The 14,292-nt window shown below is 50.9% G+C and carries 12 protein-coding genes; 6 read left to right on the forward strand and 6 right to left on the reverse strand.

Translation table 11 applies throughout. The features are described 5' to 3' along the window. Position 1: 1 nt before the first annotated feature. Positions 2-985 carry a GT-D fold domain-containing glycosyltransferase gene (locus tag MUG06_RS05360; RefSeq protein ID WP_243077956.1) on the forward strand — a complete coding sequence of 328 codons (984 nt, stop codon included), beginning with the start codon at positions 2-4 and terminating at the stop codon, positions 983-985. A gap of 379 nt (positions 986-1,364) precedes the next feature. After that, positions 1,365-2,684, forward strand: a complete 1,320-nt coding sequence (locus MUG06_RS05365; RefSeq protein ID WP_243077957.1) for an MFS transporter — start codon at positions 1,365-1,367, stop codon at positions 2,682-2,684. 125 nt (positions 2,685-2,809) lie between these two features. Here the strand turns inward: MUG06_RS05365 and MUG06_RS05370 are convergent, their stop codons facing one another. After that, positions 2,810-4,063, reverse strand: a complete 1,254-nt coding sequence (locus MUG06_RS05370) for an enolase C-terminal domain-like protein (protein WP_243077958.1) — start codon at positions 4,061-4,063, stop codon at positions 2,810-2,812. A gap of 87 nt (positions 4,064-4,150) precedes the next feature. Further along, a complete protein-coding gene (locus MUG06_RS05375) occupies positions 4,151-4,852 on the reverse strand; it encodes a FadR/GntR family transcriptional regulator (RefSeq protein WP_243078498.1) in 702 nt (233 codons plus the stop codon). Between the two features lie 276 nt (positions 4,853-5,128). Between MUG06_RS05375 and MUG06_RS05380 the strand changes: the two genes are divergently transcribed. The 4 genes from MUG06_RS05380 to idnD all read left to right on the forward strand — a co-directional run bounded on the left by MUG06_RS05380 (position 5,129) and on the right by idnD (position 9,689). Beyond that, on the forward strand, positions 5,129-5,896 hold the full coding sequence (locus tag MUG06_RS05380) for an SDR family oxidoreductase (protein ID WP_243077959.1): 768 nt from the start codon (positions 5,129-5,131) through the stop codon (positions 5,894-5,896). 77 nt (positions 5,897-5,973) lie between these two features. Continuing rightward, the gene (locus MUG06_RS05385) at positions 5,974-7,272 is read left to right on the forward strand and encodes an MFS transporter (protein WP_243077960.1); all 1,299 of its coding nucleotides are present in this window, start codon (positions 5,974-5,976) and stop codon (positions 7,270-7,272) included. 3 nt (positions 7,273-7,275) lie between these two features. Next, a complete protein-coding gene (locus MUG06_RS05390) occupies positions 7,276-8,637 on the forward strand; it encodes an MFS transporter (RefSeq protein WP_243077961.1) in 1,362 nt (453 codons plus the stop codon). An 11-nt stretch (positions 8,638-8,648) separates the two neighbouring features. Then, positions 8,649-9,689, forward strand: a complete 1,041-nt coding sequence (gene idnD / locus MUG06_RS05395; RefSeq protein WP_243077962.1) for an L-idonate 5-dehydrogenase — start codon at positions 8,649-8,651, stop codon at positions 9,687-9,689. A gap of 626 nt (positions 9,690-10,315) precedes the next feature. Here idnD and MUG06_RS05400 read toward each other — a convergent pair. From MUG06_RS05400 to MUG06_RS05415, 4 genes are all read right to left on the reverse strand, one after another. Next, positions 10,316-11,620, reverse strand: coding sequence for a sorbosone dehydrogenase family protein (locus MUG06_RS05400; protein ID WP_243077963.1), 1,305 nt, complete (start codon positions 11,618-11,620; stop codon positions 10,316-10,318). 12 nt (positions 11,621-11,632) lie between these two features. After that, positions 11,633-12,040, reverse strand: a complete 408-nt coding sequence (locus tag MUG06_RS05405) for a DUF2231 domain-containing protein (protein ID WP_243077964.1) — start codon at positions 12,038-12,040, stop codon at positions 11,633-11,635. A 165-nt stretch (positions 12,041-12,205) separates the two neighbouring features. Further along, entirely contained in the window at positions 12,206-13,321 is a 1,116-nt protein-coding gene (locus MUG06_RS05410; protein WP_243077965.1) for an ABC transporter substrate-binding protein, read from the reverse strand. 111 nt (positions 13,322-13,432) lie between these two features. Further along, on the reverse strand, positions 13,433-14,263 hold the full coding sequence (locus MUG06_RS05415) for an MBL fold metallo-hydrolase (protein ID WP_243077966.1): 831 nt from the start codon (positions 14,261-14,263) through the stop codon (positions 13,433-13,435). Positions 14,264-14,292: the final 29 nt, after the last annotated feature.

A 14,292-nucleotide genomic window follows, 5' to 3' on the forward strand; every position in this document is an offset into this window, starting at 1 on the left:
AATGGCCATGCTTTATTCTATCTATCGGAAATTCCGTTTTCCGATCAAGTTCCTTCACGCTTCGGTTAAATACCCCGCAGCACAGAAAAAAGTAAATAAAATAGCTATCCTTTCAATTGAAGAAACGATAGATCTGTTATTAAGAAATGAAAAGCTCTCGCTGGCACGGTACGGTGATGGCGAACTGGAAATGACTTACTACAAGAATATTGGCTTTCAACCCTTTGATGAGCGCCTCTCAGCCCGGCTTAAAACGCTGTTGCAGCGCAGTCCGCAGGATAATCCCGATTGTCTGATCTGCCTGCCCGATGGTTTTCGTAACACCCGCCAGATGCGTTCAGGTGCCGCCCTGTTTTGGTTCTTCCATAAATCATTTTACTTTTCACGCTATGAAAACTTGTTGAGTAAGAATTATCAATATGGCAATACGTCCGTAACGCGCCCTTATCATGATTACAAAAGTAAAAATTTATCACGCGTCATTTTCGACAAATTTAAATTACTGTTTAAGGACCGAAAAGTATTAATCGTTGAAGGAAGCGGAACACGATTGGGATTAGGTAACGACTTACTGGATGGTGCAAAAGAAATTAAGCGGATAACTACGCTTAATCGCAACGCTTTTTCAGTTTATGACCCGCTCTATGCCTCTATTTTAGTCCACGCCAGTGAATTTGATCTGGTCCTTATTTCACTGGGCCCGACGGCAACCGTGCTGGCTTATGATCTCAGTTTGCAAGGCATTCGCTGTATTGATAGTGGGCATGTAGATATCGAATATGAGTGGATGCTGGCTTCAGCTACCACAAAAATAAAAGTTGAAGGGAAAAACGTAAACGAAGTGGGTGTGTTATTAAGTGAAAATAGCGCTGTGCTGGATAGCAATTATCAGCAACAAATTCTGTGTCATATCGATGAAACCACACCCGCCGCGATCACCCTTCATCAGCCGCCTTTGGCTTCTTCCCATGAAACGGCTGCCTGACGTTCGCTCAAAGGATTTATGCCGCCCCTCCAGGCGGTAAGCGATTGTTTGTTCAAGGCGCGCACTCACCGCTTGCAGCCACAATCCTTTCGCACCGTCAGGCTTTTAGCCGGGTGCGCGGAATAATTCCTATATCATGGATTTTAACGCTAACCTGCCAGCGTCAACAGAAGCATCTGGTTGTCATGTAGCGAGCAAAATCCGCACCAAATTGATGCGCAGGCTCATTATCAACCGTACAATTAATCAGCAATATTGATGTTCCGTCTCGCTACGGGCCTCTTTTATAGTTTTATGTCCCTGTTTTTACAATAGTTAATCATTTCAGGCATCTATTTTGCTTATCACTTCTGTCAGTTTTTTATTCAGGAGAGATGAGATGAACCCGGGTCGCTATCGTTACACTATATTTTCAATGCTGTTTCTCATTGCCCTGATTAACTACGTTGATCGCGGCGCACTCTCATTTGCCGCGAATGCCATTTCAGCGGAATATCACTTTTCAAAAGTGCAGCTTGGCGCGGTGCTGGGCTATTTTGGCTTTGGCTATCTGTTTGGATCGCTGTGTGGTGGCTTTCTGGCCGATCGTATCGGCACTAAAAAAGTCTGGATGATGGCTGGCGTGCTTTGGTCGATTCTGGAAATTGCCACTGCCTGGGCGGGTGATTTAGGCATGGCGCTGTTTGGCGGATCGGCCATCATGGGGTTTGCGGCGTTACGCATCATGTTTGGCTTTTCGGAAGGCCCGGCGTACGCGTTGATGAACAAAGCCATCGCGCACTGGGCACCTGATAACGAACGCGGTTTCGCTCTGAGCATTGGCCTGCTTTCCACCCAAGTTGGATCGTTACTGACAGCGCCGATTGCTGTCGGTCTGCTGCTGCTGACCAACGACTGGCGCATGATGTTTATCCTGCTTGGCGTGATGTCGCTGCTGGCAATGCTGCTTTTTGCCCGCACCTTCAGCGATAGCCCAGATACCAGCGCTGCAACCCATGCCGCAGAACGTGAGTTTATTCACCGCGGACAAAAGGTGACTCAACACGACGATACCCCGCTGCCGTGGTGGCGCTTTTTTACCAGCCGCACGCTGGTGTGCAATGCGCTGGGCTATTTCTCCTTTCTCTACATCACCTTTACGCTGGTGACGTGGATGCCGAAATATCTGCAGGATAACTTTCATTACGATCTGCACGCATTGTGGTACGTCGCGATGATTCCATGGAGCGGTGCCTGTATTACCGTGCTGCTCGGGGGACGTTTTGCCGACTGGCTGCTGGCTCGCTTCAACAATCTGCGTCTGGCACGTAATGTTTTTGCCGCCGTCACGCTGTGCGGCACCGCTTGCTGTTTTATGGCGATTCCGTGGATGCACTCAGCGGCGGGTATTATCGCCTTGATGACGCTGGGCAACGCACTGAACGCCCTGGTGAACAATGTTTACTGGTCTGTGGTGATTGACGTAACGCCGAAATCATCGGTCGGAACCTACAGCGGCATGACATTGGCTATTGCCAATCTCGCCGCGATCATCTCCCCGATGCTCTGCGGTTGGTTGGCCGAATATTATGGCTATAACGCCATGTTTACCGTCACCGCTGTGATCGCGTTTGGCAGCATGTTGGCGATGACGCTGCTGCAACCGGAGAAGCGCTTGCACCCTCAAACTGAGGCTAACGTGACGCAGCAAACGGCCTGACGGCGCATCAGCGCGTTAACATGAAAAAAGGCGGAGTGGTTAGCTCCGCCTTGTCTCACGTTCCGGCTAGTTGCATAAGGCGACTATGCTCGCCTTGCCACCACTGAACGCCTTTTCCTGAGGTATTAAGGACGTGCGGCCGTACCATCGGGTAGACGCGCAAGGGTCCATTCTGGAATGCCGCCGGATACCGGATATTTAGCGGCTTCTTTTAAATCGATATCTACGCCCAATCCAGGTCGATCGCTCAGATAGGCATAACCGCGATCAATTTCAGGGCAACCGGGGAAAACGTCCTGCAACGCGTCATTCACCGGCGTGTATTCCTGTATACCCAGATTGGGGATGCTCATGTCGATGTGCAAATTCGCAGCCACCCCAACCGGTGAAATATCGCCCGGACCATGCCAGGCGGTACGCACCCCGTAAAGCTCAGCAAAGGTCGCGAGTTTTTTCGCCGGTGTAATCCCGCCAATAGTACTGACATGGCAGCGAATATAGTCAATCAGTTGATTTTGAATCAGTGGCTTCCATTCGTTGATTTGAGTAAAGAGTTCACCCATCGCAATCGGGGTGCTGCTCTGACTGCGCAATTTGCTCAGCCAGTCGATATTTTCAGGCGCAACCGGATCTTCAAGGAAGAATAACTGATAAGGCTCAAGCGATTTTGCCATCTGTATTGAGGCTATCGGTGTAATACGTTCGTGAACGTCATGAATAAACTCAACGCCAAATCCCAGCTTGCTGCGCAGATGATCAAACAAGCGCGGAACCGCACGCGCGTACGCATCTGGATCAAAGTAAATGCCGTGTGTCTGACTGCGCGGCGACACTTTTGGCTGAATGTTGCGCGCTTTAGCCAGCTTGCCGGCGATCAGACGCATATCGTCGGTTCCCGCTCCACCATACATGCCAATCTGACAACGCACATATTGATAGCCCTCTTCCATGCGCGCCCGAATGTTATCTTCCACTTCAATTTCATCTGCACCGTCGCAGTGACGATAAAGCGGAACGCCATCCCGACACTGGCCACCCAACATTTCAAACACCGGTAAATTAGCCACCTTGCCTTTCAAATCCCACAGTGCCATATCAATGCCGGATAACGCATTGTTCATTACCGGGCCATTGCGCCAGTAACCGCTTACCGCTGCCGATTGCCAGATGTCTTCAATCCGCGCCGGGTCTTTGCCAATCAGAAACGGTTTCATGTAATTTTCAATCGCCGCGGCTACGGCAAAGATTCGCTGGGTAAAGGTTGCGCAGCCCAAACCGTATAAACCCGGTTCGCTGGTTTCAATTTTCACTACCACGAGATCGATGCCGCCGGGCGCAGTCAGTATGGTTTTTACATCGGTGATCTTCAGATTGCTCATGATGTTCCTCACGTATTCTGGATAAGATGTTGTATGATGTCCTACATGTTGGGCGCTTTAAAAAGCCCTTCAGGGCTTTTCGATGAATCAGTTGTGACGTACGTCTTCTATCGCATGAACATTGTGCGTCATAGCACTGTTTAGCGTCTCAGCCGCCAGCGAAGCGTCGCGATTTTTCAACGCCATAAAGACCTTGATATGCGCCTCTACGCTTTCCAGCGTGATGCCCAAAACCCGGTTCAACTCCTCGAGATAATGTACGTATATCCCTTTCAGCGACTCCATCACGTGAATGAAGACTTTATTGTGTGAAGCTTTGACGATGGCAAGATGAAAATCATAATCGGCCAGCGAATATTTTTTATAGTCATCCTTACTCACCAGCATACGATTTAAAGCATTTTCCAACCCTTTCACATCCTCGTCAGTGGCGTTCTGTACCGCCAGCTCCATGCACTTAAATTCCACGGTTTGACGGAAAACACGCATATCATCGAATTCCTCCTGTGATAAATGCAGAATCGGCTGGTTATCACTGAATGCCCCGTAGCGTGCCACTTCGCGGGTCACATACGTGCCTTTACCTTGATGCGTCACAACCACACCAAGATCCCGCAGCTTCTGAACTGCACTTCTGACACTCACACGGCTGACCTGAAAGGTGGCCGTCAGTTCAGCTTCTGATGGCAGTTTGCAGCCGGGTTCCCACAGTCCATCCTGGATGTTCTGCTTCATCTGCTCGTAAATCACATCGACTACATTATGTTTTTGGATACTTTCCAGCGCCACAGCATTACTCACTTGTCCTACATGTCTGGAGCTTTTTTAACGTGTCGCCGCTGCCATGACAAGAGAAAATTTGTCGGGTCTTTTTACGTTTCCAGCAAACACATCTTATTTATCATGAAGTTATCTGAATTTCCTTCATCGTATCGCATCGTTCTTAAGTTAAAAATTTGTGAAGCATCTTACAAATTTACGCTGTGCTAATTGCCGCTTTAAGACGCTTGACGTAAAACAAATCCACTTAACTTGTTAGTCATGTTACATGAGGCGGATATTATCATGCAGACGTTTTTTAACCTGAGCGGAAAAACCGCGCTAATTACCGGCTCAACGCGCGGCTTAGGATTCGCCTATGCGCAGGGTCTCGCACAAGCAGGTGCAACCGTCATTCTGAATGGCACGCAACAAGAACACATGACCACGGCGTTGGAGAAGTTACGGGCACAGGGGCTTGAAGCAGAGGGTTTTATTTTTAACGTGGCGGATGAAGCCGCCATTGAGTCAGTTTTCAGTCAACTCGATGAAAGAGGCGTGCAGGTCGATATTGTCATCAATAATGCCGGCATTCAGTTCCGAAAACCGATGCTGGAGCTGGCTTTAAGTGACTGGCAACGGGTGCTGGATGTGAATCTGACCAGCGCCTTTTTGGTTTCCCGCGCCGCAGCGAAACGCATGATTGAACGCCAGCGCGGCGGAAAAATCATCAACATTGGATCGCTGACCAGCGAAGCGGCTCGTCCTACCGTTGCGCCTTACACGGCGGCCAAAGGCGGCATCAAGCTGCTGACTAAGTCGATGGCAGCGGAATGGGCGCCTTTCAACATTCAGACCAATGGCATTGGACCTGGCTACATCCTGACTGACATGAACGAAGCGCTGGTCGCTAACGAAGCCTTCAATCAGTGGGTCTGTAGCAGTAATCCCTCTGGCCGCTGGGGAAAACCCGAAGAGCTGGTAGGCACCGCAATTTATCTGGCCTCTTCGGCGTCGGATTACGTTAACGGCCAGATGATCTACGTCGACGGCGGCTGGCTGGCAACGCTGTAACTGACTTCCCAGGACGATCTGAGCTGAGCATGAAGACTTGGCCGTACCCTACTCAATGAGCGACCCGAGGTCACACTATGAACCAGAAAATTGCAGGGATTTTACCCGCCAGTCGTTGGCGAAAACTCATTCCCATCGCCTTTATTACCTATAGTCTCGCCTACCTTGATCGTGCCAACTACGGCTTTGGTGCTGCAGCCGGGCTGGCAGAAGATCTGCATATTACGCCAGCGATCTCTTCCTTGCTTGGCGCACTCTTTTTCCTTGGATACTTTTGCTTTCAGGTGCCTGGTGGCATTTACGCAGAAAAACATTCGGCTAAGCGGCTGATTTTCTGGAGTCTGATTCTGTGGGGCGCACTGGCCACCGCCACCGGTATGGTGCACAGCGTGGCATTACTGGCAGCTATTCGTTTCCTGTTAGGGGTTGCGGAAAGTGTAGTGATGCCTGCCATGCTGATTTTTCTAAGCCACTGGTTTACGCGAGAAGAACGCTCAAAAGCGAACACCTTTTTATTCCTGGGCAATCCCATCACCGTATTGTGGATGTCGATTCTTTCAGGTTATTTGGTGAATTCGTTTGGCTGGCGCGGCATGTTTATTATTGAAGGTGTGCCGGCAATCTTATGGGCCTTCATCTGGTGGCGGATCTATGCCGATCGCCCACGCGATGCAAAATGGCTGAGTGAACCTGAGAAGCGTGCCGTTGAAAACGCTCTTGCGGCTGAACAACAGTCAATCAAACCGGTGAAGAATTATCGAGAAGCCTTTCGTTCGCCCAAAGTTCTGGCGCTGGCCTTTATTCACTTCTTCTGGAACATCGGCATGTACGGTTTCATTATGTGGCTGCCGTCCATGTTAAAAAGCGCTTCAGGAATGGGAATTGTTGCAACTGGCTGGCTTTCCGCCGCCCCCTATCTGCTTGCCGTTCCGCTAATGCTGGGTGCTTCCTGGTTTTCTGACCGATTTCAGCAACGTAAAGCTATTGTGCTGCTGTTCCTTGGATTAGGCGCAGTCTGCTTTATCGCTTCATTTACACTTGGCGCAACACACTTCTGGATCTCGTGGGGATTGTTAGTGATCGCCGGTGGCGCGATGTACACACCTTATGGACCTTTCTTCGCCGCTCTCCCTGAAATGCTGCCTCGGAATGTGGTCGCTGGCGCGATGTCATTTGTGGTCTGTTTTGGTGCGCTGGGTTCTTTTGTCGGTGCCTGGATTGTCGGCTATCTCAACGGTTTAACCGGCGGCCCTGCCGCATCCTATGTTTTCATGGGGGGATCGTTGATTGTCGCGGTATTGCTTACTGCCTTCACCACCTTTAGTAGCCAGGCAACACCGGCTGCTCGTACCCCTCTGTTTACTGAGAGAGGATAATCGATGACCCTTAAACCTACCCATACGCGCTTAAACATTCTGCTCATGCTGTTTGTTGTCACCGCCATTAACTACATGGACAGGGCTAATCTGGCCGTCGCAGGCTCTCATATTCAGGGTGAGTTTTATCTCTCAGCGACACAACTGGGTTTACTCTTCTCGATGTTTACCTGGTTTTATGCCCTGAGCCAAATTCCGGTCGGCTATCTGCTCGACCGCATTGGTTCGCGCTGGCTGTATGGCAGCGCGATTGTACTCTGGAGTCTTTTTACTCTACTGATGGGACTGGCCTCGCACCATTTTTTCACCACGGCAACCGCCTCATTTATGATGTTGCTGGTGTGTCGTGGGTTGATTGGCGTGGCTGAAGCGCCCTCTTTCCCTTCCAATACCAAGATCATTGCTACTTGGTTTCCCGATCATGAACGCGCCAGAGCAACCGCAACCTACTCCAGCGCGCAATATATTGGTCTGGCGCTGCTGACGCCGCTGCTGTCGCTTATTGTCAGCAAATGGGGTTGGGAGATGTCGTTTTATCTCTCTGGCTTAGTCGGTATTGTGTTTGGTCTTTACTGGCTCATCGCCTATCGCGATCCACAGCACAGCAGCAAGGTAAATAGCGCTGAACTAACGCTTATTCGCCAGGGTGGCGGTCACGGTTCAGCCAACCAGCAAAGTGGTAGCAGTAAGGTCAATTGGTCGTCGGTAAAATATATTCTTCGTCAGCGCACCACCTGGGGCCTGTTTATTGCCCAGTTCGCAGCCTCGTCCACCCTCTACTTTTTCCTGACGTGGTTTATCGTGTACCTGGAAAAAGGCCTGCATTTGTCGATTGATAAGGCCGGCATCGGTGCCATGTTTCCGTACATGATGGCGATGGCCGGTGTGCTGTGCGGCGGAACCCTAAGTGATTTCCTGCTGAAGCGCGGCCGCAGTCGCACTTTTGCGCGTAAATTGCCGGTAATGACGGGCATGTTGCTGACCTGCTCAATTGTATTAGTGAACTTCTTCCAAGACAGCCCGGTGATCGCCATCGTTATCTTGTCGATCGCGTTTTTTGCTAACGCCTTCTCCAATCTCGGATGGGTCGTGTGCAGCGATGTCATTCCTCGCCATCTGATCGGTACTATTGGTGGATTTTTGAATATTTTCGGCAATCTCTCCGGCATTGTTAGCCCAATCATCATTGGCGTTATTCTGCAGAAAACCCACAATTTCCAGTACGCCATGTGGTATATCGCCGCCGTCGCGCTGATGGGTTTTTTGGCTTATCTGATGCTGGTGGGAAAAATTGAAGTCATGACACCGCCCGGAGAAGAACACGCCGATCAAAAGAAAAAATTTGAGACCCCGTCTAACGCATAGAGAGAAGCATAATGCATCAGAAAACAGTGAACGCCGTGATCGTCAATGCCGCGCATGATGTGCGCTGTGAACCGCGCGAGATTCAATGGAACGATGAACAGGTGTTGGTGAAGGTGGAGCGCGGCGGTATTTGCGGCTCTGACATACACTATTTCCAGCATGGCCGCGCCGGTATGTCAGTGCTTAAAGCGCCAATGGTGCTGGGCCATGAGTTTGTCGGCATTATCGAGCAGGCACCGCAAGACAGCGAACTAAAGCCCGGCCAGCGTGTGGCAATCAACCCTTCTCAACCGTGCCAGCAGTGTATGCTGTGTCAGGAGGGGAAACAGAATCTCTGTCGCTCAATGCGTTTTATGGGTAGCGCGCAGTTTTTCCCGCATGTTAACGGCGGCTTTGCCCAGTATGTGGTGGTCAATCCGTTGCAGTGCGTGCCCTACAACGACGGGGCTGAGGCTAAAGTCATCGCTTTTGCTGAACCGCTCGCGGTTTGCATTCATGCGGTACGCCAGGCAGGCGATTTGACCGGGAAGCGCATATTGGTGACGGGTGCAGGGCCGATTGGTTGCCTGGTGATTGCCGCAGCGCTGGCATCTGGCGCGACAGAAGTGGTCGCAACCGATATCAGTGAGCGCTGTCGCGAGCTGGCTACAGAAATGGGTGCCAGCCAAGCGGTTGACCCGCGTGATGAAAAACACTCTGCGGTCTGGGCAGAAAAAGGGGGCCATTTTGATGTCTGCTTCGAGGCGTCCGGTGCGGCATCCGCGGTGAGTTCGCTGGTGGCGTTTACACGGCCTGGCGGCATTATTGTTCAGCTTGGCATGGGCGCGGCAGAGGTGAACTATCCTGTTGGTCCGTTGCTGGTGAAAGAGGTACAGTTGCGCGGTTCATTCCGTTTTACCACCGAGTTTACCACTGCGGTTCGCTGGCTTGAACTCGGCAAAATTAACCCTCTGCCACTGCTGTCAGCAGAAATGATTATGCAGGAAGCCGCTTCCGCTCTGGAGCTCGCTTCGGATAAAGAGCGCGCCGCCAAGGTGCAGCTGATTTTTTAAATGATAAATGCGCCGTTGTAGTTGATATGGCTGGCGATTAGCGGGCGTAGTCAGCGTGCTGGTATTGCCTGACTGACACTGAAAAAAACGGATTAACGGCTGTGAAAAAAGGCGGAGTGGTTAGCTCCGCCTTGTCTCAAGTTCCGGTTAGTATGCTTTACCGGTCAGTTGCATAAGGGCAACGATGATCTGCAAAATGATTCGGATGATATCCAGAATCAGCCTTGTCAGTTCCATCACTTTCCTTCTCCTTTTACAGGAGCGCGCTGTTCGGCTACCGAGGCTTTGACTCTACCCGCCGGGTGCCTAAGCACATCTTGTGGAGAGAGCTGAGCGGCACTCAAGGTTAAAGCCACAGGCCAGCACCACCTGATGCCTGCCGGGATTTAAAAACCGTGCCCCTGGGAGCGGCCAGTCAATCTTGAGGCTGAACTCATCCCTCAACACCTGTATAACCATACAGTATTTTAGCCAAACTTGAAAACCTTCGCCTCACTATTTAGAATAACTTTTGTGGAGAGTGCTGAGCACCTCGTTCGAAGCCGGTTACCAGCCGGGGAACGAACAAAAAAATAAAGGATTTGGCCTCAAGCCAAATCCTTTTTTATTGCCCAGCATTTAACCGATTATTCGTTTGCTGCGCTAATGCGCCAGATGCTGTTACCCGCATCATCGGCGATCAAAACGCCACCCTGCTTATCTTCAGCTAATCCTACTGGCAATCCACGAACGTGCTTTTGATCATCCGTCAAAAAACCGGTAACAATCGGCTGCGGCTGACCCACCGGCTGACCCTGCTCAAATTTCACCCACACCACCTGATAACCATTTAACGGCTTGCGGTTCCAGCTCCCGTGTTCACTTACAAACGCGCCACCGCGATATTGCGCCATGTTGTCACCTTGGTAGAACAGGAGGCCCAGCGGTGCGACGTGCGAGCTCAGCGCGTAATCGGGCTTGATGGCCTTCTCAACCAGATCGGGACGCTGCGGTTCGGCACGGGGGTCAATGTGCTGACCAAAATAGCTGTAAGGCCAACCGTAGAAGCCTTTCTCCTGCACCGACGTCAGGTAATCCGGCACCAGATCCGAACCAATTTCATCGCGTTCGTTCACAATGGCCCACAACTTACCGCTCTGCGGTTCCCACTGCATACCGGTAGGATTACGTAATCCGCTGGCGTAAATGCGACTTGCCCCGCTGGCAGCATCGACTTCAAGGATCGCCGCGCGGCGATATTCAGCGCCAATGCCGTTTTCAGTGATGTTGCTATTGGATCCTATTCCCACATACAACTTGCTGCCATCGGGACTTGCCAGCAGCGATTTCGTCCAGTGATGATTGATCGGTCCGCCCGGCAGGTCAGTCACCTCTTCAGGCGCGGTACGAATCTCCGTTTCGCCTTCGGTATAAGGAAATTTCACCAAGCTGTCGGCATTCGCGACATACAGCGTATTACCCACCAGCTGGATACCAAACGGTGAAAACAGATTTTCGATAAAGCGATGTTTTTCCCACTTACCGTTTACGTTACGCAGCAGCGTAATGCTGTTGCCGCCTGCGCCGCCTTTGCCCGAAGATTTTTGAATCAAGCCTGTTATCAGCTCTTTCGGCCTGGCTGTCGCGTTTGGTGGCCCGTTAGACTCCGCCACCAGCACATCGCCATTCGGCAGTACGTAGACTTGACGTGGATGTTGCAAGTTCTCGGCGATCTTCTCGATTTTTAGCCCTTTTGCCACTTTCGGCATTTCACCCGCTTTCCACGGTACGCCCTCTGGCACCTGCATTGGCGGCATAACAAAATTTTGCGCCTGTGGCAGTTCAGGATTGGGGCCGGTTTGCTTTTGCGGATCAATCAGCGCGCCATCGTCACAGCCCGCCAGCAAGGCAATTAAGGTCACGGCGAGTAACGTTTTATGCTGCATTTTCATCTCGGCTTCTCCTTAAGCGGTGCGTTGACGTAACGCGAGTTGAACATTTGCCAGCAGCAATAGTGCCACCACCAGCGTAGAAAGTATGACGCCTAATGGCACCACCGCATAAGCATCACGGCTATGAATGAAGGCGTTTAGCACAGCAAGGATAATGGCCAGCAACGAGAGCCAAAAATGGGTTTTTTCGGGTGCTGCACTGCCACGAAATAGATAAATAAGGCTGATTAAACGTGGCAGAACCGCTATGACCAAACCAAAAACAATGAGCCAGCTGGCGGCATCGGTCCACATGATTTCAAAGCCTCGCATGTAGATAATATCGAATAGCCAGGCGGCGCTAAAAAAGCCCAACGGCAGCGGCTCAAGCAGAGCGTAAAGCGTAACGGCGAAAGCCGACCTTCCCGAGGTAGTGCGCATTTTCCTCTCCATATTCTGTTAATAAACGGGGTGAAGACGGCACTTCGCTTCCTCAAGCAACCGACTTCGCGCCTGTAAAATATTAGTAAACATGAAGAAAAGTGGCAGGTTAATTCAGCAAGAAAAAGAAATTAAACAGCGGCATCTCTGCCGCCGAGGGGAACATTAACGTTTATCTGCGGGTAACGTTACCCAATAACCAGGCTGGTAAGGTAGCGGTAAAAATTTCTGATGGAACTCACGGAAGGTCTTATCTGGATCAAGATCGGCAAACAGATCGGGATGCAGCCATTTTGCCAATGCCTGAATAGCAACAAACTGGTAAGGGCTGTCATAGAACTGATGCCAGATGGCGTGTGCATTGCCGTTATGTGCAACCGGTAGGGTTTTGAAAGCATCACGCATCATCAGCGTTTTTAAGCGCGCCGTTGCCTCCGTGACGTCAGCCCCCGGCCCAACGCCAATCCACTTCCCTACCGTATTGTAATTTTTCCAGTTTGCACCCGTGACCACCACCACATCTGGGCGGCTGGCAATGATTTGCTCTTGATTGAGAGTACCAAAGGTGCCAGGAATGAGATTTTTGGCAATGTTATCGCCGCCGGCCATTTCCACCATTTGCCCAAAATTCTCATTGCCGAATGACATACAACATTCGTCGCTGTAACCGCCTGCACGATCGATCATGACTTTCGGGCGATAGCCGTTGAAACTGTGCAAACGTGAAGTGACACGCTGAATTTGCTGGTGGCGGAAGTCGATAATCGCCTGCGCACGGGCTGGTTTGTTCACCAACTCACCCATAATACGAATACTTTTCTCAGCATTCACAAACGGCGCTTCACGGAAATCGATAAACACCACCGGGATACCAACAGCCTGCAATTTTTCAATCAGTTTGCCCTCATCCGTTGCCGCTTTGGACTCAAGGTTCATCAGTACTAAATCCGGTTTTAACGTCAGCGCCTGCTCTACGTTAAACGTGCCATCCTTTGCCCCGCCAAAGGTCGGCAGTTTTTTAATTTGCGGATAGCGCTGTTCATACGCCTGATAACCATCCCAATCCGCTTTGTGAAAGTCATCGCGCCAGCCAACTACCCGTTGAAACGGCGCCTCGGTATCAAAGGCAGCCAACAAATAGATCTGTCGTCCTTCACCTAAAATAATACGTTTTGATTCATTGGCGACATCGACCTGACGCCCGGCGACATCAGTAATTGTTTTAGCCGATGCCGATCCTACCAGCGTGATTAACCCCAGCGCTAACATCCATTTTTTCATCGAAATAACCCATATAAATGATAATGAGAATTATTATTGTAAATCGCCGTTACTATCACTCATAAATCAGATAAGGGGAAGCGATCGATGAAAATGATTTTAGGAATACTATTAGCGCCGTGAAGTGAAGGCCTGAAGCTCGCGTGCATCGTGGCTGCAAAACATCGTGACCTCATCATTGTGCTGCAACGACAGTTCACGTAATCGTTGTTGGTTAGTACGCCATGCTTGTGTATCGCTGCGCATCATCCACTGATAGAAGCGCAAACCGGGCGTGCAATGGCGCGTTTCCTGGTGCATTTCGCCGCGATAAAACCAGGCGTCGCCACCATGCAACATCCAGCCTTTTCCATGACGGATCGCGACGCCAGCGTGCCCTAATGTGTGTCCCGGCAGCGGCACCAGCAGAATGTCATCGCTTAACTCATCAATGGCCCTGACGGCGTCAAAACCGAACCAGCGCTCGCCCCCATCAGGATAACCACGCCAGCCATCGTGGCTGCCCCACTGCTGAGGCCGATAGCGCTGACGTCGTAACCAGCTTTGTTGCCCGGTTGCCGTTTGCAGTTCTCGCTGTAACAGATGCACACGCGCTTGTGGAAAATCGGTGATGCCGCCAGCATGATCAAAATCCAGATGCGTCAGAATGATGTGGCGAACATCGTCGGGCTTGAACCCTAAATTCACCACCTGCTGCCAGGCGCTGAGTTGCTTATCGTAACGGATGTTGTTCATGGCGCGGAAAAAGCCCGAAAGGCGATCGGCGGGACGTTGGATATCCTGTAATCCCATGCCGGTATCCACTAAAACCAAGCCGTGTGCATCGGTCTCCAGCAACAGGCAATGACACACTAAATGGGCGAAAGGTGATGCACTGAAACCATCGTACAACGCGCCACCGACTGGACACATACATCCACAGTTCAGATGATGAATGCGCATGACTTCTCCTTTTATTCAGCGTGCCTGCG

It is taken from the genome of Pantoea sp. MQR6 (genome assembly GCF_022761075.1).
Taxonomy (GTDB): domain Bacteria; phylum Pseudomonadota; class Gammaproteobacteria; order Enterobacterales; family Enterobacteriaceae; genus Pantoea; species Pantoea phytostimulans.

What these genes read in the sequence shown, in the direction of transcription:
- MUG06_RS05415 (WP_243077966.1), bottom strand. Translation starts at nt 14,263, where the DNA reads ATGCGCATTCATCATCTGAACTGTGGATGTATGTGTCCAGTCGGTGGC.
- MUG06_RS05405 (WP_243077964.1), bottom strand. Translation starts at nt 12,040, where the DNA reads ATGCGCACTACCTCGGGAAGGTCGGCTTTCGCCGTTACGCTTTACGCT.
- MUG06_RS05365 (WP_243077957.1), top strand. Translation starts at nt 1,365, where the DNA reads ATGAACCCGGGTCGCTATCGTTACACTATATTTTCAATGCTGTTTCTC.
- MUG06_RS05385 (WP_243077960.1), top strand. Translation starts at nt 5,974, where the DNA reads ATGAACCAGAAAATTGCAGGGATTTTACCCGCCAGTCGTTGGCGAAAA.
- MUG06_RS05360 (WP_243077956.1), top strand. Translation starts at nt 2, where the DNA reads ATGGCCATGCTTTATTCTATCTATCGGAAATTCCGTTTTCCGATCAAG.
- MUG06_RS05370 (WP_243077958.1), bottom strand. Translation starts at nt 4,063, where the DNA reads ATGAGCAATCTGAAGATCACCGATGTAAAAACCATACTGACTGCGCCC.
- MUG06_RS05410 (WP_243077965.1), bottom strand. Translation starts at nt 13,321, where the DNA reads ATGAAAAAATGGATGTTAGCGCTGGGGTTAATCACGCTGGTAGGATCG.
- idnD (WP_243077962.1), top strand. Translation starts at nt 8,649, where the DNA reads ATGCATCAGAAAACAGTGAACGCCGTGATCGTCAATGCCGCGCATGAT.
- MUG06_RS05390 (WP_243077961.1), top strand. Translation starts at nt 7,276, where the DNA reads ATGACCCTTAAACCTACCCATACGCGCTTAAACATTCTGCTCATGCTG.
- MUG06_RS05400 (WP_243077963.1), bottom strand. Translation starts at nt 11,620, where the DNA reads ATGAAAATGCAGCATAAAACGTTACTCGCCGTGACCTTAATTGCCTTG.
- MUG06_RS05380 (WP_243077959.1), top strand. Translation starts at nt 5,129, where the DNA reads ATGCAGACGTTTTTTAACCTGAGCGGAAAAACCGCGCTAATTACCGGC.